Consider the following 20,353-nt stretch of genomic DNA (forward strand, 5'->3'; position numbering starts at 1 on the left):
ATCTTTAGGCTTAAAGATACAAAATCTTTAGGTAATAACAAAGCCCCAGCTTGTGAAAGTCGGGGCTTTGTGCTAAACAAAGAAGGTGTGCTTTTTGACACACCTTCATCCAACCAATACCTATTGACCTATCTTTTTACCCCTTCTCAGTTTCTCCACTTTTTTACAGACTTCAGGTCATCGCCCGTTGCCTCCATCAGGCTGAGAGCGAAACCACCACTGCGAGCTTCTTTGACAGAAATCTTAGTTTTAGAAGTCACAATACCTTTCTTTATCTGATAAGCAGTAGGATTGTCCTTGTAGTCGGCGTCTTTTCCATCAGCATAGAGAGTAGCGACATATTTCTTGTCTGCATCAAGAAAATCAAGTTTGAATTCAGCCGTACGTGCATTTTCATCGGTGATACCACCAACAAACCAATTACCACTGTTTTTTGCCTTACGGGCTATAGTGATGTAATCACCTGGCTCGGCTTCGATATACTTGCTTTCATCCCAATCGACAGCTACGTCCTTGATAAACTGGAAAGCATCCATATGTTTCTCGTAGTTGTCCACCAAATCAGCAGCCATCTGCAAGGGGCTATAAAGAGTAACGTAGAGAGCAAGCTGTTTGCAAAGGGTCGTCTGTACTTGTCCGTGCGGCAGGTCACCCATAAAATCAAGTTTAGTATCAAAAATACCCGGCGTATAATCCATTGGGCCTCCAATAAGACGATTGAACGGTAAAAGCGTCGTATGGAAAGGCTTGCTTCCGCCAAAGGCTTCGTACTCTGTACCACGAGCTGATTCATTGCCAATCAGATTGGGATACGTACGACACAGACCTGTAGGGCGAACAGCCTCATGGCCATTGACCATAATTTTGTATTCAGCAGCTTTCTTTACTGCATACAAATAGTGATTATTCATCCATTGACCATAATGATGCTCGCCTCGAGGAATAATATTGCCTACATATCCACTTTTCACTGCGTTATATCCATGGTCTACCATAAACAGATAGGCCTTATCCAAATGGCGTTCGTAGTTACGTACCGAAGCAGAAGTTTCGTGATGCATCATCAATTTCACTCCCTTGCTATGAGCATAGTCGTTCAGCATCTTCACATCAAAATCAGGATATGGAGTCACAAAATCAAAGACATAATCCTTAGATTTGCCGAACCAGTCTTCCCAACCTTCATTCCAACCTTCGACAAGTACCTGATCAAGTCCATGCTCAGCTGCGAAATCAATGTATTTCTTCACATTCTCATTGGTAGCACCATGACGTCCGTTAGGCTTCAGCGTCGAATAGTCTGTCTGACCCAGCTTCACAGAAGGCAGATCGTCTGTATAAGCCCAGGTACTCTTACCTGCAATCATCTCCCACCAAACGCCCACATATTTAACAGGTTTAATCCACGATACATCTTCATAAGCACAAGGCTCGTTCAGGTTCAGCGTGATACGTGAGGCTAAAATATCACGTGCATCGTCACTCACGATAACCGTACGCCAAGGTGAAGTACAAGGAGCCTGTAAGTATCCTTTATTGCCTTGCGCATCAGGAGTCAGCCAAGATTCGAACACAAGATTCTTATCATCCAGATTGAGATGCATGCACGAATAATCCACAAGAGCAGCTTCATGCAGATTGATGTAAAGGCCGTCTGCCGTTTTCATCTGCAAAGCCGTCTGCACACCTGTGGGTGAAAATGGAGTCTGCGAAGAATTGGGCGTAATGGCGCCTTCCATCAGGCCACGTATCTCTGTCAGTTTTGATTCAGTATAATCATATTCTTGCGTATCATAGTCGCCAGGAATCCAGAAAGCCGTATGGTCACCAGCCATAGCAAACTGAGTATGCTCCTCTTTGATAACGAAATAATTGAGATTCTTCTGCAAAGGGAATTCATAACGGAAGCCCAAACCGTCATCGAAGAGGCGGAAACGGATAACTATGTTACGCTCTTGCGCTTTCTGGTTCAACGTTACCGCCATTTCATTATAATGGTTACGTATTTCTTTTTCCTCACCCCACACAGGCTGCCAGGTTTCATCAAACGTAGAATTTTTCACCTCACCTAAAGTAAATCCAGCCATCAGGCCTGGATCATCCTTCAGTTCCAATCCTAACTTGGAAGGTTTAATAACCACCTTTTCTTTATAATACAATTCATAGACAGGCTCTCCCTGCCCGTTTACTGTAAATACCAGTCTAAGTAACCCATTAGGAGAAGTAAGTTCCTCGGCAACAGCCATACCAGCTATGCAAAGGAATGATAACAAAAATAAGATTCTAGAAGTGAATGTTTTCATGTTTCTCATGTGTAATATTATTCTTTGCAGACAAAGATAAGCAAAAGTACAATAAGCGGTTATCCAATTCTGACACAAAGAAGAATAAAGGGACAGCAAACGTTTGCATGCCATTAAACTTTACTTAACACTACCAACAGTAAATAAACCAAATCAGCCAGTATATTCTTCCTGCTTTTTTATATACAAGTACTGTTTTTTAGAGTATTTAAGACAAATACCTCCAATGAGTAGTGCATATTTAACAGAAAGTCGCTACTTTTGTAACTGGAAAATAAAATCCAATGAAAACAATTAAGAAACAATAATCTAACCCCTAAATCCTATGCTGACTCAACTCATCAATGCCCGCATCCTTACTCCACAAGGGTGGTTGAAAGATGGTTCCGTTCTGATAAGAGACGGAAAAATATTGGAAGTAACCAACTGTGACTTGGCCGTTATCGGTGCTACACTCATCGATGTCAAAGGCATGTATGTACTGCCCGGTGGTATCGAAATTCATGCCCACGGTGGTGGTGGACGTGATTTTATGGAATGTACCGAAGACGCTTTCCGCCAAGCAGTACAGACGCATATGAAATATGGTACAACCAGCATATTCCCGACAATGTCATCGTCTACAGTTCCCATGATAGAACAGGCAGCCGAAACCTGTACGAAACTGATGGCAGAACCCGACAGCCCTATTTTAGGTCTCCATCTTGAAGGACATTACTTCAATATGGCAATGGCTGGCGGACAAATACCCGAGAATATCAAAAACCCAGATCCCAACGAATATATTCCTCTGGTAGAACGCTGGTCATGTATCAAACGTTGGGATGCAGCTCCTGAACTTCCAGGTGCTATCCAATTCGGCAAATACATCTCCGGCAAAGGTATTTTGGCAGCCGTAGGCCATACACAAGCTGAATTCGAAGATATTCAAGCTGCACATGAGGCAGGATATACCCATGCAACACACTTCTATAATGCCATGCCTGGCTTCCATAAACGCCGCGAATATAAATATGAAGGTACTGTAGAAAGCATCTATCTGCTGGACGACATGACAGTAGAAGTCGTTGCCGATGGTATTCATGTACCGCCAACAATCTTGCGATTGGTATATAGAATAAAAGGTGTAGAACGTACTTGCCTGATCACAGACGCCTTGGCTTGTGCCGCCAGTGACAGCAAAGAAGCTTTCGATCCACGCGTCATCATCGAAGACGGTGTCTGCAAGTTAGCCGACCGTTCAGCTTTGGCAGGAAGTATAGCCACAATGGACCGACTGATCAGAACCGTCGTACAGAAAGCCGATATTCCATTGGCCGATGCTGTCCGTATGGTATCTGAAACTCCTGCAAAAATCATGGGTGTATACGATCGCAAGGGATCATTGCAACGAGGAAAAGACGCAGACATTATCGTCATGGATGACAACCTGAACGTACGCGCCGTATGGGCAATGGGAAAACTTGTACCGGATACATATACCATATAATATCCCCACTGCAATCCAATTACTTTAATACAATCAATTTATGAAGACAAATCTTAGCTCGCAAATCACCTTGAACAGAGTATCGACGAGGTACTACCGTCCGGAAAATGCCTTTGAACGCTCTGTTCTGACTCGGTTGGAAAAGATTCCTACTGACATCTACGAAACAGTGGATGAAGGCGTCGACCAAATAGCCCGCGACATCGCCCAAGTGATACGTGATAAGCAAAAAGCTGGACGTTTCTGTGTACTGGCTTTAGCTGGAGGTAACTCTCCACGCAATGTATACGCAGCTTTAGTGCGTATGCACAAAGAAGAAGGGCTGAGTTTCCGCAACGTTATTGTATTCAACCTCTACGAATACTATCCACTTGCACCCGATGCAATCAACAGCAATCTCAATGCATTAAAAGAAATGCTGCTCGATCATGTAGATATTGACAAACAGAACATTTTCAGCCCTGATGGTTCAATAGCCAAAGATACTATTTTCGAATACTGCCGCCTTTACGAGCAACGTATCGAAAGTTTCGGAGGCTTGGATATTGCCTTACTGGGTATTGGACGTGTAGGTAACATTGGATTCAACGAACCAGGCTCCCGCCTGAACTCTACCACACGATTAATTCTGCTTGACAATGCATCACGTAACGATGCAGCCAAGATGTTTGGCAATATAGACAGTACTCCTGTAAGTTCTATTACAATGGGGGTATCTACTATATTAGCAGCCAAGAAAGTCTACCTCATTGCCTGGGGTGAAGAAAAGGCCAAGATGGTGAAAGAATGCGTAGAAGGCCCTATTACGGATACAATTCCGGCCTCTTACCTGCAAACTCACAACAATGCCCATATTGTAACAGACTTATCAGCTGCTTCGAACCTGACACGTATCCAACGTCCTTGGCTGGTAACCTCCTGCGAATGGAACGACAAGCTCATCCGCAGTGCCATCGTATGGTTGTGCCAGCTGACAGGTAAACCTATCCTGAAACTGACAAACAAGGACTACAATGAAAATGGCTTAAGCGAATTGTTGGCCCTTTATGGTTCAGCCTATAATGTGAATATAAAAATATTCAATGACCTGCAACATACCATCACAGGATGGCCAGGCGGAAAGCCGAACGCAGACGATACCTATCGCCCCGAACGTGCCCTTCCCTACCCCAAGCGTGTCATTATCTTCTCACCCCATCCTGACGACGATGTTATCTCTATGGGTGGCACGTTGCGCCGTCTGGTAGAACAAGGACACGACGTTCATGTAGCCTACGAAACAAGCGGTAATATTGCTGTTGGTGACGAAGAAGTGATCCGTTTCTTGCATTTTATCAATGGTTTCAATCAACTATTTAATGACAGTGCAGATCAGGTCATCAATGAAAAATATGCAGAAATTCGCAAATTCCTTCGCGAAAAGAAAGATGGTGACATGGATACACGCGATATTCTCACCATTAAAGGACTTATCCGCCGCGGCGAAGCACGTACAGCTTGTACGTACAACAATATTCCGTTGGATCACTGTCATTTCCTTGACCTGCCTTTCTATGAAACAGGCAAGATTCAAAAAAATCCAATTAGCGAAGCTGATATTGAAATAGTCCGCAATCTGTTGCGCGAAGTAAAACCTCACCAGGTCTTTGTGGCTGGCGATTTAGCAGACCCCCATGGCACACATCGTGTTTGCACAGACGCTGTATTCGCTGCTATCGACTTGGAAAAGGAAGAAGGTGCTGAATGGTTAAAAGATTGCCGCATATGGATGTATCGTGGTGCTTGGGCAGAATGGGAAATTGAAAACATCGAAATGGCTGTTCCTATCAGTCCAGAAGAACTACGTGCCAAACGCAATTCTATCCTGAAACACCAAAGCCAGATGGAAAGCGCTCCATTCCTCGGCAATGACGAACGCCTCTTCTGGCAACGAAGCGAGGATCGCAATCGCGGTACCGCTAATTTGTATAACAGTCTGGGACTTGCCAGCTATGAAGCTATGGAAGCTTTCGTAGAATACATTCCACTATAAAAACAAGTAGAATAAAAATAAAAACAGGAGAATGAGAAAAGAGATTTATACTCTTGCTTTCATTCTCCTGTTTGCTATTGTCAACCAATATTTCTATACTTATTATCCCTTTTTTGACCTCCTGTATTCTTTGGGAGACATACCCATAATTTTACTGAAAAGACGCGAAAAATAAAACATATCCCCAATGCCAACCTTATAGCAAATCTGATTAATCTTCATATCTGTCGTATCCAACAAAGAACAAGCATACTGTATTTTCAACAGATTGGAATAGGCCGACGGACTATGTCCTGTCTTCTGCCTGAACATAGCTGAAAAATACGAAGGTGAATAACCTGTAAGCGCAGCAAGATCTTGTAAAGACACATGCTTTTCCATATTCTCTTTCATATAATGAATAGCACGCTCTACCGTATCCGATTCAGTTGTTCGATTACTGGCATTCCGATATTGCTGAACACAACGCAACGAACCCAGGAAATAATGGAAAAGAGAAGAAACATATAACAGGTTTTCACTGCTATATCCCGATTTTAATATCATAAACATTTCCTCAAACAATCCGATACGATCACTGATACGCGAGCTGTCACTCGGACAAAGATCCATAGGATAGACAATATCCTTGGCATAATAAGGAGCCATCTCACCTTTAAAATGTATCCAATAAATTGTCCATGGAGTTGTTTCACTGGTTCCGTATGCATGTGGAACTCCAGCAGGAAGAATGAAATATTGATTAGCCGTAACTGTATAAGTATGTTCTCCCACACGGTACCAACCATCACCATCTATACAATATATAAATACAAATTGATTAATAGGAACCTTTCGCTCCCTGCGATGATGCAAAGCCTTCGGAAAATAGCCGATATCCGTTATATGCAACCTAGACAACAAAGGGTCTGCCTCCATCGCATCTACTATCAATTTGGGAAGTACCAATATCTGCTCCCCCTGAAATCCATCTTTCAGCTCTATCATATACCATCTGTTCAAAATCCCAGCAACAAACATACACAATGAAAATGGGAAATTCAAGCAAAAAAGTAAGATTGTCCATATAAAGTATAAAACTTTCTATTTTTCAGTCTGCTGATAGTTACTAATTTTGCAAACGAAAAACATATTTTCCATCTGATCACATGAAAACGTACAACAAAGGATTCATCTACTTTATCTGCCTTGTATCAGCTATGGGCGGATTGCTATTTGGTTACGACTGGGTTGTAATCGGAGGCGCTAAGATTTTTTACGAACAATTCTTCAACATAGTCGACAATCCATCAATGCAGGGACTTGCGATGAGTATAGCCTTGGCAGGATGCCTCATTGGCGCATTAACTTCAGGAATGTTGGCTGACAAACTTGGCCGAAAGCCTCTGTTACTGCTTTCTGCTCTTATTTTTGTATTAACAGCATATGGAACAGGAGCATTCAGCAATTTCCACTATTTTCTGTTGGCACGTTTCTGTGGAGGTATCGCTATCGGTATTGCTTCAGGGCTCTCCCCTATGTATATCGCCGAGGTAGCGCCTACCCACATCCGTGGCAAACTGGTTTCACTCAACCAACTCACCATTGTCATCGGCATCCTGGCAGCACAAATTGTCAACTGGCTACTGGTCAGTGACGACATAGCTTGGAATATTGAAATGGCTTGGCGCTGGATGTTTTGGTCAGCAGCATTCCCTGCACTAGCCTTTTTAGTACTTGCCGCATTCATACCTGAAAGTCCACGCTGGCTAGCCATAACAGGGCAACGGGAACGAGCCGTAGCCACACTGACCCGTATTGGAGGTGCGAACTATGCGCAAAGCGAACTAACAGCCTTACAAACAGATATGCAACATAAGCAAAATCAAGGCGGCCTGTCTCTGCTTTTCAGCAAACCATATCGCCGGGTTCTTTTGTTAGGCATTATCGTAGCCATGTTCCAGCAATGGTGTGGAACCAATGTCATATTCAACTACGCACAAGAAGTTTTCCAGTCGGCTGGCTACGACGTAGACAATACATTTATCAACATCGTTGTTACGGGTATTGCCAACCTGATATTTACCTTTGTAGCCATCTATACCGTTGACCGTCTGGGACGCCGTGCATTGATGTTGCTTGGCGCAGGTGGTTTGGCAGGAATTTACCTCATACTCGGCACTTGCTACTATTTCGAAGTAAGCGGCATTTTCATGGTCATCCTGGTTGTAGCTGCCATTGCCTGCTATGCCATGTCCTTAGGACCTGTCACTTGGGTATTATTATCGGAGATTTTCCCCAATAAAGTAAGAGGAATAGCTGTAGCTACAGGAACGTTCGCCTTGTGGATTGCCAGCTTTATACTGACCTACACATTCCCTTTCTTGAACAAAGCATTGGGAACAGCCGGCACTTTCTGGATATATACAGCCATCTGCGCTGCAGGATTTATATTTTTCTCTTTCCGCTTGCCTGAAACAAAAGGTAAATCGCTGGAGCAACTGGAAAAAGAAATGGTCGGCTAATATACTAAAAACAACATAACGGTCTTTACTAGACCCTATAACAATACAAACTATAACACACTCAAACCACCATGAAAACACACTTTTTTTTATTACAATTACTATGTTTGTCATTCTACTTGTCAGCGCATGCTCAAGTAATGGATCTCTCTGGAACCTGGCGTTTTGCTGTCGATCGTAACAATGAAGGCATCTCTGCCCAATGGTATCTTCAGACACTAAACGACCAGGTTCAACTTCCAGGTTCAATGATCACCAATGGTAAAGGTGATCCTGTCAACCTGGCTACCCCCTGGGTAGGTAGTTTCAATGACCAAACTTTTTTCAAACAGGACCGTTATGCTCGTTATCGCACACCTGACAACTTCAAGATACCCTATTGGCTACAACCCGACAACTATTATGCTGGAGTAGCTTGGTATCAGCGTGACATTGAAATCCCCAAGTCGTGGAAAAAGAAGAGTATCCATCTATTCTTCGAACGCTGCCATTGGGAAAGTCGTATATGGATCGATGGTAAGGAAGTAGGGATGCAGAATGCGTTAAGCGCTCCTCAACAATACGACCTGACCAACTACCTCACTCCTGGTAAACATACCCTCTCCGTACGTGTTGACAACGCCGTACGTGACATCGATCCAGGTGAAAACTCTCACTCCATTTCCGACCATACACAAGGGAACTGGAACGGCATAGCAGGTTCCATGTATCTGGAAGCCAAAGGTAATTCTTATTACAAGCAACTTCACGTTTTCCCACAAGCTGAAAAAGGCGATCTAACGATAAAGGCCAATATCTGTAATACGACTTCCAAACGACAAAAGATCGATTTGATTTTCCGTCTGAAAGATACGGAAACCACCAGAAGTTACACCATTCAACCTGGTGACAATAAGCTGGAAATCAATCTTCCCATGCCAAAAGATATCAAAGTTTGGGATGAATTTAATCCAAATCTGTACACACTAACCTGTACACTCCAAAAAGGGAAAGAACAACTGGACCACCGTGAAATCACTTTTGGCTGTCGTACATGGAGCATTCAAAACGGTCAATTAACCCTCAACGGACACCCTGTTTTCCTTCGTGGTACGCTGCATTGTGCTTCTTTTCCTCTGACTGGCTACCCTGCTACCGACAAGGAAGAATGGTTGCGCGAACTCCGCATTTGCAAACAATATGGTATCAACCACATCCGCTTCCATTCATGGTGCCCACCCGAAGCTGCCTTCCAAGCTGCTGACGAACTAGGAATATATTACATGATTGAATGTTCTTCATGGGCCAACCAGTCATCAGCTATCGGTGACGGGAAACCTATCGATGATTTCATCCGTCAGGAGGCTGAACGCATCGTCAATGCCTATGGCAATCATCCTTCTTTCTGCATGATGGCCTACGGTAACGAACCTACCGGCAAGCATTCCAATGATTACCTGGCCCAATTTGTCAGCTACTGGAAAGAAAACGATTCACGTCGCCTTTATACTTCAGCCGCAGGCTGGCCCAACCTGCCTGTCAATGATTTCCTAAGTGATTCCAATCCACGTATACAGCAATGGGGAGCCGGAGTCACCAGCATCATCAATGCCCAGCCACCTTCCACTACTTATGACTGGAGCGGCTATACAAACAAATTCCATCAACCATTCGTCAGCCACGAAATAGGTCAATGGTGTGCATATCCCAACTTCCACGAAATGCAAAAATACACAGGTGTCTACAAGGCGCGTAACTTCGAAATATTCCAAGAAAGGCTCAAAGAAAACGGCCTCATCCAACTGGCCGACAGCTTCCTCCTGGCATCAGGCAAGCTACAGACACTCTGTTATAAAGCAGACATCGAAGCCGCATTGCGAACTCCAGGCTTTGGAGGTTTTCAGTTACTTGGATTGAACGACTTCCCTGGACAAGGTACAGCACTCGTTGGTAGCCTTGATGTCTTTTGGGAAGAAAAAGGTTATGTCACCGCTAAGGAATACAGCCGTTTCTGCAACAGCCTTGTGCCACTAGCACGCATACCCAAGTTAGTACTCGAAAATGATGAAAACTTCGATGCAACTATTGAAGTAGCCAATTTCTACCGCCCACTACAACACCCGCAAGCAATATGGACCATTCGCAATGTTTCTGGCAAGACACTTGCTCAAGGTTCTTTCAATATTGAACAGTTGGATTTGGGTAATTGCCAACCTTTAGGCCATATCACCTTTGACTTGGCTTCCATTCACAAAGCCTGCCAACTGAAATTGGAGGTCACTGTTGACGGACGCAGTAATGACTGGGATTTTTGGGTCTACCCATCCCAAAAACAAGTATGGGATGATTCCCTGCTCCTAACCGATACTTTGGATCAAAAGACACTGGAATGTCTCCAAAACGGCGGAAAAGTATTGCTTTCACTGAAGAAAGGAAGCCTTAGCAAAGAAATGGGGGGTGATGTAGCTGTCGGATTCTCCAGCATCTTTTGGAATACGGCATGGACCAACGGACAAGCTCCCCATACGTTAGGTATCTTATGCAACCCGTCACATCCTGCTCTCAAATATTTTCCTACCGAATATTATAGCAATTACCAATGGTGGGATGCTATGAGCCATTCGGGCGCCATCTACCTAAGCAAACTGTCGAAAGACATCCATCCGCTGGTACGTGTCATTGACGACTGGGTGACCAACCGTTCGCTAGGTCTGCTTTTCGAAGTAAAAGTGGGCAACGGCAAACTACTCGTATCGGGTATTGATTTCCATCAAAACATGGACAAGCGCCCCGCCGCACGCCAATTGCTCTACAGTCTGAAACAATACATGCTGAGCGAGGATTTCCAACCCTCAGTATCTTTGCAACCAGCATCCATTCATCAACTAACCCAACGATAAAAGACAAAGCTCCATTCATATGAAGAATCACCTTTCAATGGTAGCAGCCTTGTGCCTATTGTGTACAGGTGCTGCTGCCCAGCATATATACAATTTAAATGCCCCTGCGCAAGAGAAAACTATCTATACTGGCCATTTGAAATTGGGTGGAACTTCGCCCGATGGCGGACGTATCGAAGTGAACAGCTATTACATGTCACAAAACGGTATCCCCACTATTCCTGTCATGGGTGAATTCCACTATTGCCGTTATCCACGTGAGCAATGGGAAGAAGCCATACTGAAAATGAAGGCCGGTGGTCTGACCGTCATCCCCACCTACATTTTCTGGAATATCCATGAAGAACGTGAAGGTATCTTCGATTGGAGTGACAACCGTGACGTGCGGGCTTTCGTGCAACTCTGCCAAAAACATGGTATGAAGGTCTTGGTACGCATCGGTCCATTCTGTCATGGCGAGATACGCAACGGCGGATTGCCCGACTGGCTGTTTGCACGCCCCGTCGAAGTGCGCACCGACGATCCCAACTACCTGAAATACGTTACACGTCTCTACAAGGAAATTGCAACCCAACTCAAAGGTTTGTATTATAAAGATGGAGGCCCCATCATCGGTACCCAAATAGAGAACGAACTGCAACATTCGGCCGCACCATGGGCCATCTTCTATCAAGACGAACCTGTCGACCGCACTGCTGCATCTTATGATGCTTCGACGGTCTTGCCTGGTGTAGGTGTACAAACCCAGCAGATCAGCCGTGAAGAGCAAGGCAACCGTCACATGAAAACCCTGAAACGCATAGCCGAAGAATCAGGTATCCTCACACCGCTCTACACTGCTACCGGATGGGGGATGGCAGCCGTCATCGGCAACGAAGCAATCCCTGTAACCGCTGCCTATACTTATCCGACCTGGACGCCTGCCGACCGCAAATCGCCCTTCTGCCTGTTCAAGGATATCCAGCGTAACCCCGACTACTCCCCCGTACGCTACGATGGCGAAAAATATCCGTCGTTCTGCGCCGAAATGGGTGTAGGCATCCAGATGACTTATCCACGCCGTTGCATCGTCAAAGATGCGGCCGCCGAAGCTTTGATGGTACGCACCTTGGGCAGTGGAGCCAATGGCATCGGTTACTACATGTATCACGGCGGAATGACTCCCAAGCAACAAGGAGGTGTAGGCTTCTTCAGCGAAGAGCCCGGCTGTCCCAAGATTTCTTACGATTTCCAAGCACCTGTAGGCGAGTCTGGCCAAGTACGCGATTCCTATCGCTACCTTCGTCTGCTCCATCTCTTTGTCAACGCATTCGGCAGCCGTCTGGCCCCCATGGAAACCGTTCTGCCCGAAGGCTACGAGCGCATCACCCCTGACGACCGCGAGACATTACGATTTGCCGCCCGTATGAAAGAAGGAGCAGGATTTGTCTTCATGACCAATTTCCAGGATCACGACACCGCCCGCATCGACCAGGAAGGTCTGCAACTGCAACTGAACCTGAACGACGAAGTGCTGCGCATTCCCGCCCAAGGTACTTTCACATTAAAGAAAGACGTCAGCGCCATCCTGCCGTTCAACTTTGCCATCGAAGACGCCCTGCTGAAATATGCAACGGCCCAACCACTGACACTGATCGAAGACAAGGGGCACCCACACTATATCTTCTTTGCCCCCGAAGGTATCGCTCCCGAATACTACTTCGACCCGTCTACACTAAAATCAGGACGTAACCGCTATCGCCCCCAGCCAGGCACCCAAAGCACCTTCCACATCACTACCCGTTCGGGCAAGAAAGTCTATATCACCACCCTGACCCGCCAGCAGGCCATGCACACGTCACTTCTCAACGGCCGCATCCTCATCACACAAGCAACAGTTCTACCCCATGCTGACGGCTTTACCCTGTTGAGCCTGGGCAAGAACAAGATGGACTATATACTCTATCCTTCGCACGACGGATGGAAACCACAACATGTCGAAGTGGACAGCGTCAACGTGCCGGCAAAAAGCCGCGCCATAGGCGGACGGAGACTGGCCGTACGTATCCAACAGCCCGAAAAGCCTCAAGTCAATGAATACTTTCTGAAAATCAACTACGTGGCCGACGTAGCCATGGCGTTCATCAATGGCACAATGGTACTCGACCAGTTCTATCATGGAGCACCATGGCTCATCGGGCTAAAGCGGTTCAGTCAACCCTTGCAAGCAACCGGAGAAATAAACTTCTACTTCCGCCCCTTGTCGAAGAACGCATCGTTCCTCAACGACTTGCCGCCATCGGCCCGACCCGATTTCAGCCAGCAAAACAAATTACTCCACATCGACCGAATAGAAATTATACCAGAATATAAAGTCCGTATCAGATACTAAAAACGAGTAATGCTGCTCCCTGTCTCCAACAGTAAGCAGCATTCTTTTTTTGTAAGAAAATCGTCCCCATATAGCAGAATATATCACGAAAACACTATCTTTGCTGCAATCGAAGTATAAATTATCAACCTTTAAACTTAAAAAGACATGTACACCATACAAGCCAATACAAGCGGCACACGCAGCATCGAAGTGTCGGACGAACACCTCGCCACCATCCAGAAATACGGACTGTTCCAGCATCTGATAGACAGCAACGGCATCGTGGACGAAACGGTGCTCGACAAGCTGAAGCTGAACATCCGTTCACTGATTGCCGCACAAGTAGAAGACAGCAAAGACCTGCTGGACCTCTGCATCGACGTCATCTACCACAACAACATGAAGGCTTTCGGACTCCAGCAACTCATCAGGCTCTACCTGCAATGGCTGCCCGAACATTGTCCAGAAGAAGAGGAAGAAGAATGAACATGAAAACCATTAACACGTGCGGCACGTCGCACTACAACCCGCTCATTCCCGCCATCAAGGCTTTGTGTGAAGCCCCCTCTGGCGAGACGCTGGAGATTGTCATGGACAATGCCTCCGCCTTCAACGACCTGAAGGAATACCTGGCCGAACAGCACATCGGTTTCCGCGAAATCTACGACGGCGAGCAGATGACCGTGCAATTTACAAAATAAGGTCGTATCTTTGTGCCCATGAAAGAATACAGACTGACAGATTGGTTGCCCACGACCAAAAAAGAAGTGGAACTCCGCGGGTGGGACGAACTGGACGTGATTATCTTCAGCGGCGATGCCTATGTGGATCATCCCTCGTTCGGCACCGCCGTCATCGGACGCATACTGGAGGCGGAAGGGCTGCGTGTGGCCATCGTCCCCCAACCCAACTGGCGCGACGACCTGCGAGACTTCAAGAAGTTGGGTCGTCCGCGCCTGTTCTTCGGCGTATCGGCCGGTTGCATGGACTCCATGGTGAACAAATACACCGCCAACAAACGCCTGCGCAGCGACGATGCCTATACGCCTGACGCGCGCCCCGACATGCGCCCCGAATACCCCTCCATCGTCTATACGCAAATCCTGAAACGACTCTTCCCCGACGTGCCCGTCTTCTTGGGAGGCATCGAGGCCAGTATGCGACGCCTGACGCACTACGACTATTGGCAAGACCGTGTGCGCCCCAGCATCCTGGTTGATAGCGGAGCCGACCTGCTCATCTATGGCATGGGTGAGAAGCCCATTGTCGAACTGACCCGCCGCTTGATGGAGGGACGCCCGCTGGACGACGTTCCCCAGACCGCCTACCTTGCCCGCGAAGTCAGCCCTGTGGAGGGCGACATCACCCTCTACTCCCACGAGGAATGCCTGAAGGACAAGAAGAAGGAGGCCGCCAATTTCCGCCACATCGAGGAAGAAAGCAACAAGTATGCCGCCGCGCGCATCCTGCAAAAGGTAGGCAAGCAATTGGTGGTAGTCAATCCGCCCTACCCGCCCCTGACAACCGAGGAGCTCGACCATTCGTTCGACCTGCCCTACACGCGCCTGCCCCATCCCAAATACAAGGGCAAGCGCATCCCCGCCTACGACATGATCAAGCACTCTGTCAACATCCACCGCGGATGCTTCGGCGGATGCGCCTTCTGCACCATCTCCGCCCATCAGGGAAAGTTCATCATGAGCCGAAGCAAGGAGAGCATCCTACGTGAGGTGAAGGCCGTCATGGAGCTGCCCGACTTCAAGGGCTACTTGAGCGACCTGGGCGGACCCAGCGCCAACATGTACCGCATGCAGGGCACTAACCAGGAGCTGTGCCGCAAGTGCAAGCGGCCTTCGTGCATCCATCCCAAAGTGTGCCCCAACCTGAACACCGACCACCGCCCTCTGCTCGACATCTACCACGCCGTCGACGCCCTGCCCGGTATCAAGAAGTCGTTCATCGGAAGCGGTGTGCGCTACGACCTCCTGCTTCATGAGAGCAAGGATCCGAAGGTGAACCAAAGCACCCGCGAATACACCCGCGAACTCATCGCCCGCCACGTCAGCGGACGCCTCAAGGTGGCCCCCGAGCACACCAGCGACCGTGTGTTGAACGTCATGCGCAAGCCGCCATTTGCCCAGTTCGAGACGTTCAAAAAGATTTTCGACCGCATCAACCAGGAGGAGGGCCTGCGCCAGCAGCTCATCCCCTACTTCATCTCCAGCCACCCCGGTTGCCATGAGGAAGACATGGCCGAACTGGCCGTCATCACCAAGCGGCTCGATTTCCACCTGGAGCAGGTTCAGGACTTCACGCCCACACCCATGACCGTCAGCACGGAGGCGTGGTACACAGGTTACCATCCCTACACCCTCGAACCCGTGTTCAGCGCCAAGACGCAACGCGAGAAGCTGGCTCAGCGCCAGTTCTTCTTTTGGTACAAGCCCGAGGAGCGTCGCAACATCGTCAACGAGCTGCGCCGCATCGGTCGCTCCGACCTGATAGACAAGCTGTACGGCGGCAACAGAGGAGGCAGAAAATAAATTCAGGATACTCTTCCACGGCCTCGGGCACGGCATCGAGCCGCCACAGGGGCACGTAGGCCATCCCCTTCGTTGCCCTGCCCGGATAGCGTATCTCCACATCCTCTATCACCACATTCTCCACCTGCGAGCCAGGGATGCCCGTGACGGACGAAGGTATCGGATTGTGGAAGAAAGTCACCGCCGGCCCCCGAAGGTCATAATCCTCATCCGGCCGTCCGAAAGGTACCTCCACCTTCATTTGGCCGATGTAAATGTTGCGCAGGTAACCGGGTTTCTCGCCCGCCCTATGCCCAAGGCGGATGAAGAGCGGATTGCCCGTATTTCTTGCCTGTACACGTGTCACCCGCACGTTTTCCAACCCGCCGCCATCCACCGTCTCGATGGCAATGGCCGAGCGGAAGGTGTCATACACCTCGATGTTGTCGATGGTCACGTTGCGGAAACCTCCGTGCGAAGCCGACAATGCCACGACACACGACACAAGCATCAAGCAAACCGTCGTCCGCCAACCTTTCCACTCATTCCTTTCCATACGCAAAACCTAAAAAACTAATGCTTAATTCTTCATCTCCCAGCTCTCGCCCGCCTTCAAACTGATGCGCTTCTTCTGTCCGTTGAAACAAAGTTGTGTCTTGCCGTCGGCGCGGGCGGTAATGCGCAGGTCGGTCACGCGACCGTCCTTCCACGTCATGTCCACCACGAAGCCGCCACGGGCGCAGATGCCCTCCACACGGCCGTCCTTCCACTCTTCGGGCAGGGCGGGCAGCAAGCTGATGGAGCTCTCGGTAGATTGCATCAGCATCTCGATGACGCCGGCACAACCGCCAAAGTTTCCGTCGATCTGGAAAGGCGAATGAGCGTCCAGCAGATTGGGATACGTACCGCCTCCGCGTCGGGCGTCCTCCCCTTTGTAGCCGTCGGGGCTCACCAGGCGGAGCAGGCGGCGATAGATGTGGTAGGCGTTCTTGCCGTCGTGCAGGCGGGCATAGAGGTTGACGCGCCAACCCGTGCTCCATCCCGTCGTGTTGTCACCCTTGATTTCCAGCGTGCGGGCGCATGCCTTGGCCAGGTCGGGCGTGGCCGCTACAGAGAGGTGATGACCCGGATAGAGGCCGAACAGATGCGACTGATGGCGGTGTTGCGGATCCTGATCCTTCCAGTCGTGATACCACTCCTGCAGGTTGCCGTCGGCTCCCACGCTGTAGGGCAAAAGGCGGGTCAGCGTCCGCTCCACCTGCTTCTGGAAGTCCTTGTCGGTCTTCAGCGTGGCGGCGGCCTTGGCGGCGTCCATCAGACATTCGCGCGTCATGGCCAGGTCGGATGTACAGCCGTAGGAGGTGGCGCCCACATAGCCGTCGGGCGTCACGAACTTGTTCTCGGGCGAGGTGCCGGGCGAGGTCATCAGCTTGCCGTCCTTCTCCACGAGCCAGTCGAGGCAGAACTCTGCCGCCCCCTTCAGGACAGGGTAATATTGCTTGAGGAACTCCTTGTCGCGCGTGAACTGGTAGCGCTCCCAGATGTGGGTAGAGAGCCATGCGCCGCCCATCGCCCAGCAGGCCCACGAGGGGTCGCCCACGTTCAGGCCCACGGGGCAGGTCATGGCCCAGATGTCCGAATTATGCCCCAGACACCAGCCCTTGTCCACGCCATAGTATGCCTTGGCCGTCTCTGCGCCCGTGCGGCTCAGGTTGGCGATGAAGTCCATCAGCGGGCGGTGCATTTCGCTCAGGTTGGCCGTCTCCGCCGCCCAATAGTTTTCCTCCAGGTTGATGTTCGTGGTGTAGTTGCAGCTCCAGGGCGGCAGGATGCGTTCGTTCCACAGGCCCTGCAAGTTGGCGGGTACGCCCGGCGTGCGCGAGCTCGAGATGAGCAGGTAGCGTCCGAACTGGAAGTAGAGCGCTTCGAGCGCGGGGTTTGCCTGCTGCTTGTCCGTGTAGAGCTTCAGCTGCTCGTCGGTGGGCAGGGCCGCTATTTCGGGTGCCGTCTGTCCCAGGTCCAGCTTCACGCGGTCGAAGTAGTGCTTGTAGTCGGCCACGTGCGCCGCCCTCAGCTCGTCGTAGGTCTTGGCCGCCGCGCGCTCCATGCGCCGCTCCACCAATCCGCGGTAGTCGCGTCCCTCGCGGGCAGGGTCCTTGTCGAAGCCGTTGAAACTCGTCACGTTGGCCACCAGCACCAGCGCCTCGCGTGCGCCCTCAATCTTCAGTTCACCCGAGGGGAAACTCTTCACGCTACCGCCCTGCGTCAGCACCCTGACCAGCGTGCGGAAACGTGTTCCCCGTTCGGGGTCGTACAGGTGCTTTTCCTTGACGCCTTTGTAATAAGACGGATAGGAATGATAAGCCGCATAACCTTCGACGGCCATCTCGTTGCCGGCGGCCGACGTGGCATGAGGCAGTTGCGAGCTGAACGAGAGCAGAGCCCTGATGCCCTTCTCACCTGCCGACGTCAGACGCAGCACAATCACCGAGTCGGGCGCCGAAGCAAAGTAGTCGCACGCCTGCGCCTTGCCTCCACGGAGGTACTGCGTCCGTGCGGTGGCGTTGCCGATGTCCAGCGAGCGGCGGTAGGCGGTTATCTCGGCCGGCTCGTCCAGGTAGGTAACGGTCAGCTGCCCCAAGGGCTGGTAGTTCTCGCTATAGTGTCCCTGCACCTTGCGCTGTTCGCGGTCGGCTCCGCGGTAGTCCTCGTTGTCCAGCAACTCGCGGATGACGGGAATGGACCGATGGGCGTCGGGCGTGGTCACCTTGCGGTCGGGTTCGCCCGTCCAGAGGGTCAGGTCGTTCAGCGAGAGCACGTCGCGTTGTGCGCCGCCATAGACGATGGCCCCCATCGTGCCGTTGCCTATCACCAGCGCCTCCTCGAAGTATTCCGCCGGTCGGTTGTAGTGTAAGACCAGATTGTCGTTTTGCGCCGATGCCGCGCCTGCATACAGACATCCGCACGCCAGCGCCAACGCCTGTACGGACTTTCTCAAAAGTGTATTTTTCATCGTTTCTGATAAGATAAAAATTTTTCTGTTTATGTTGTCTCACACCGCACTTGTCCAACCCTAGGAAAGTTTGTCCGAAGTCGGCTTACAAATGTAGTGAAAATCTGCCGATGCGCCCAACAATCGGGCCGATAAATCTCCCCGCCAGAGAAGAGCTCCGCCTTTGCCATCCGTTCAGTAGAAGAACAACGCCCCTTCCACCCTGTCCCAGCAGCGCGCTCGGAGGTTCTCTTTGGAGAGGAGGAAGTAATACATGCCGCAATCGTAGAAGCGCAGCCCCCAGCGGTCGTCCTCGTCTATCTGGAGCAGCGACAGGCAGCCCGGATGCTCTCCTTCCACCTCCTCCTGATAGGGCAGGCCCAGCAGGCGGTGTCCGTCGCCCCTGGCCTCGCCCGCCACGCCGAAGTCCATCGCCTCGGCAGGGCGGAACACGCTCTCGTCCGTGTCCTCCCAGCGCAGGTCGTAGGGCTCCAACCCCTCCTCCCGCTCGTCGTAAATCACCACAGGCCTTGTGTGATAGTCGAGCGGCGACTCGTGTTCCCCCAGGAAATAATCCAGCGGCGCAAAGAAGTAGAGCATCCCCCTGTGGGGCAGCAGGTTCTCGCCGTCCAGCGGCGCCAGGTCGGCGCAACGTATCTGGCAGACGAAGGTCAGCGGCTCGTCGTAGTGCCTGCCCTCGCCGTCGTCCACGGCCACGCAGGGATATGCCACGTCCTTCAGCAGGTCGGGTGCGCCCCACCAGTGGCTCCTGCCCGTCAGGTCGCCCTGCGTTTCAACGGTCGTAATCAGAAAAGCCATATCCTTTCTATCTCGTTTTGGTCATTGTTTTCCCTAATCGAACATCACCCTCGGGTTCATCGCCTGCGGGCTTCTCCATTGCATCCACCCCAGCAAGGCCGCCAGCCGTTTGATTACACGTTTTCTGTCCATTTGTCTTTTCGATTTGCGGGGTTCTGTGGCAAATTTAAGAAAAAGGGGAAATATGTGCCACCCTTCCACCCTAAAAATCAACTTTTTTATATATGACAATAACGTCCCTAACTGTTAAGTTAATTCACATTAACAGTCACTCTCCCCCGCGCGCGCGTAAGGAAGTTGTATAGATAGGTGGCAGGGTGGCACATCCCCATTCCAAACTGCCTACATTAGCGGCGTAACTATGGACTTTGGCAGGCTAACTATGGACTCTGGCGAGCTAACTATGGACTTTGGCAACGCAAACAGCCTGTCTGCACGATGCGGACAATCTGTCCGGAGG

The 20,353-nt window shown here is 49.8% G+C and carries 13 protein-coding genes; 8 read left to right on the forward strand and 5 right to left on the reverse strand.

Translation table 11 applies throughout. From position 1 onward, the window contains the following. Nucleotides 1-146: 146 nt before the first annotated feature. A complete protein-coding gene (locus tag HF894_RS10315; RefSeq protein ID WP_204972178.1) occupies nucleotides 147-2,312 on the reverse strand; it encodes a glycoside hydrolase family 97 protein in 2,166 nt (721 codons plus the stop codon). Nucleotides 2,313-2,628: 316 nt separating this feature from the next. Here HF894_RS10315 and nagA point away from each other — a divergent pair, with 316 nt between their 5' ends. Together nagA and HF894_RS10325 are read left to right on the forward strand one after the other, a co-directional pair. Continuing rightward, nucleotides 2,629-3,792: an N-acetylglucosamine-6-phosphate deacetylase gene (gene nagA, locus HF894_RS10320; RefSeq protein WP_021848713.1), complete on the forward strand. Its 1,164-nt coding sequence runs from the start codon at nucleotides 2,629-2,631 to the stop codon at nucleotides 3,790-3,792. A gap of 40 nt (nucleotides 3,793-3,832) precedes the next feature. After that, a complete protein-coding gene (locus tag HF894_RS10325; RefSeq protein ID WP_075317762.1) occupies nucleotides 3,833-5,824 on the forward strand; it encodes a glucosamine-6-phosphate deaminase in 1,992 nt (663 codons plus the stop codon). Between the two features lie 102 nt (nucleotides 5,825-5,926). Here HF894_RS10325 and HF894_RS10330 read toward each other — a convergent pair whose 3' ends face one another. After that, nucleotides 5,927-6,811, reverse strand: coding sequence for an AraC family transcriptional regulator (locus tag HF894_RS10330; protein ID WP_204972180.1), 885 nt, complete (start codon nucleotides 6,809-6,811; stop codon nucleotides 5,927-5,929). Between the two features lie 161 nt (nucleotides 6,812-6,972). Here HF894_RS10330 and HF894_RS10335 point away from each other — a divergent pair, with 161 nt between their 5' ends. The 6 genes from HF894_RS10335 (at nucleotide 6,973) to HF894_RS10360 (ending at nucleotide 16,103) form a co-directional block, all read left to right on the forward strand. Continuing rightward, nucleotides 6,973-8,328 carry a sugar porter family MFS transporter gene (locus HF894_RS10335; protein WP_204972182.1) on the forward strand — a complete coding sequence of 452 codons (1,356 nt, stop codon included), beginning with the start codon at nucleotides 6,973-6,975 and terminating at the stop codon, nucleotides 8,326-8,328. A gap of 140 nt (nucleotides 8,329-8,468) precedes the next feature. Continuing rightward, nucleotides 8,469-11,207: a sugar-binding domain-containing protein gene (locus HF894_RS10340; RefSeq protein WP_246593213.1), complete on the forward strand. Its 2,739-nt coding sequence runs from the start codon at nucleotides 8,469-8,471 to the stop codon at nucleotides 11,205-11,207. A gap of 19 nt (nucleotides 11,208-11,226) precedes the next feature. Continuing rightward, a complete protein-coding gene (locus HF894_RS10345; protein ID WP_204972187.1) occupies nucleotides 11,227-13,578 on the forward strand; it encodes a beta-galactosidase in 2,352 nt (783 codons plus the stop codon). A gap of 147 nt (nucleotides 13,579-13,725) precedes the next feature. Next, on the forward strand, nucleotides 13,726-14,046 hold the full coding sequence (locus tag HF894_RS10350) for a hypothetical protein (RefSeq protein WP_075317765.1): 321 nt from the start codon (nucleotides 13,726-13,728) through the stop codon (nucleotides 14,044-14,046). Between the two features lie 2 nt (nucleotides 14,047-14,048). Continuing rightward, nucleotides 14,049-14,261, forward strand: a complete 213-nt coding sequence (locus tag HF894_RS10355) for a sulfurtransferase TusA family protein (RefSeq protein WP_204972189.1) — start codon at nucleotides 14,049-14,051, stop codon at nucleotides 14,259-14,261. Nucleotides 14,262-14,279: 18 nt separating this feature from the next. Beyond that, complete coding sequence (locus tag HF894_RS10360; protein WP_204972191.1) at nucleotides 14,280-16,103, forward strand: YgiQ family radical SAM protein; 1,824 nt, start codon at nucleotides 14,280-14,282, stop codon at nucleotides 16,101-16,103. On the opposite strand, the gene HF894_RS10365 is transcribed toward HF894_RS10360, so the two are convergent. The 3 genes from HF894_RS10365 to HF894_RS10375 form a co-directional block, all read right to left on the reverse strand. After that, entirely contained in the window at nucleotides 16,027-16,638 is a 612-nt protein-coding gene (locus tag HF894_RS10365) for a glycoside hydrolase family protein (RefSeq protein ID WP_204972193.1), read from the reverse strand. The two genes, HF894_RS10360 and HF894_RS10365, sit on opposite strands and share 77 nt — an antisense overlap. Before the next feature lie 24 nt (nucleotides 16,639-16,662). Beyond that, the gene (locus HF894_RS10370; protein ID WP_204972196.1) at nucleotides 16,663-19,095 is read right to left on the reverse strand and encodes a glycoside hydrolase family 95 protein; all 2,433 of its coding nucleotides are present in this window, start codon (nucleotides 19,093-19,095) and stop codon (nucleotides 16,663-16,665) included. 174 nt (nucleotides 19,096-19,269) lie between these two features. After that, the gene (locus tag HF894_RS10375) at nucleotides 19,270-19,893 is read right to left on the reverse strand and encodes a DUF1963 domain-containing protein (RefSeq protein ID WP_204972198.1); all 624 of its coding nucleotides are present in this window, start codon (nucleotides 19,891-19,893) and stop codon (nucleotides 19,270-19,272) included. Nucleotides 19,894-20,353 lie beyond the last annotated feature (460 nt).

Origin of the sequence: Caecibacteroides pullorum (assembly GCF_019239235.1) — a bacterium.
Taxonomy (GTDB): domain Bacteria; phylum Bacteroidota; class Bacteroidia; order Bacteroidales; family Bacteroidaceae; genus Bacteroides; species Bacteroides pullorum.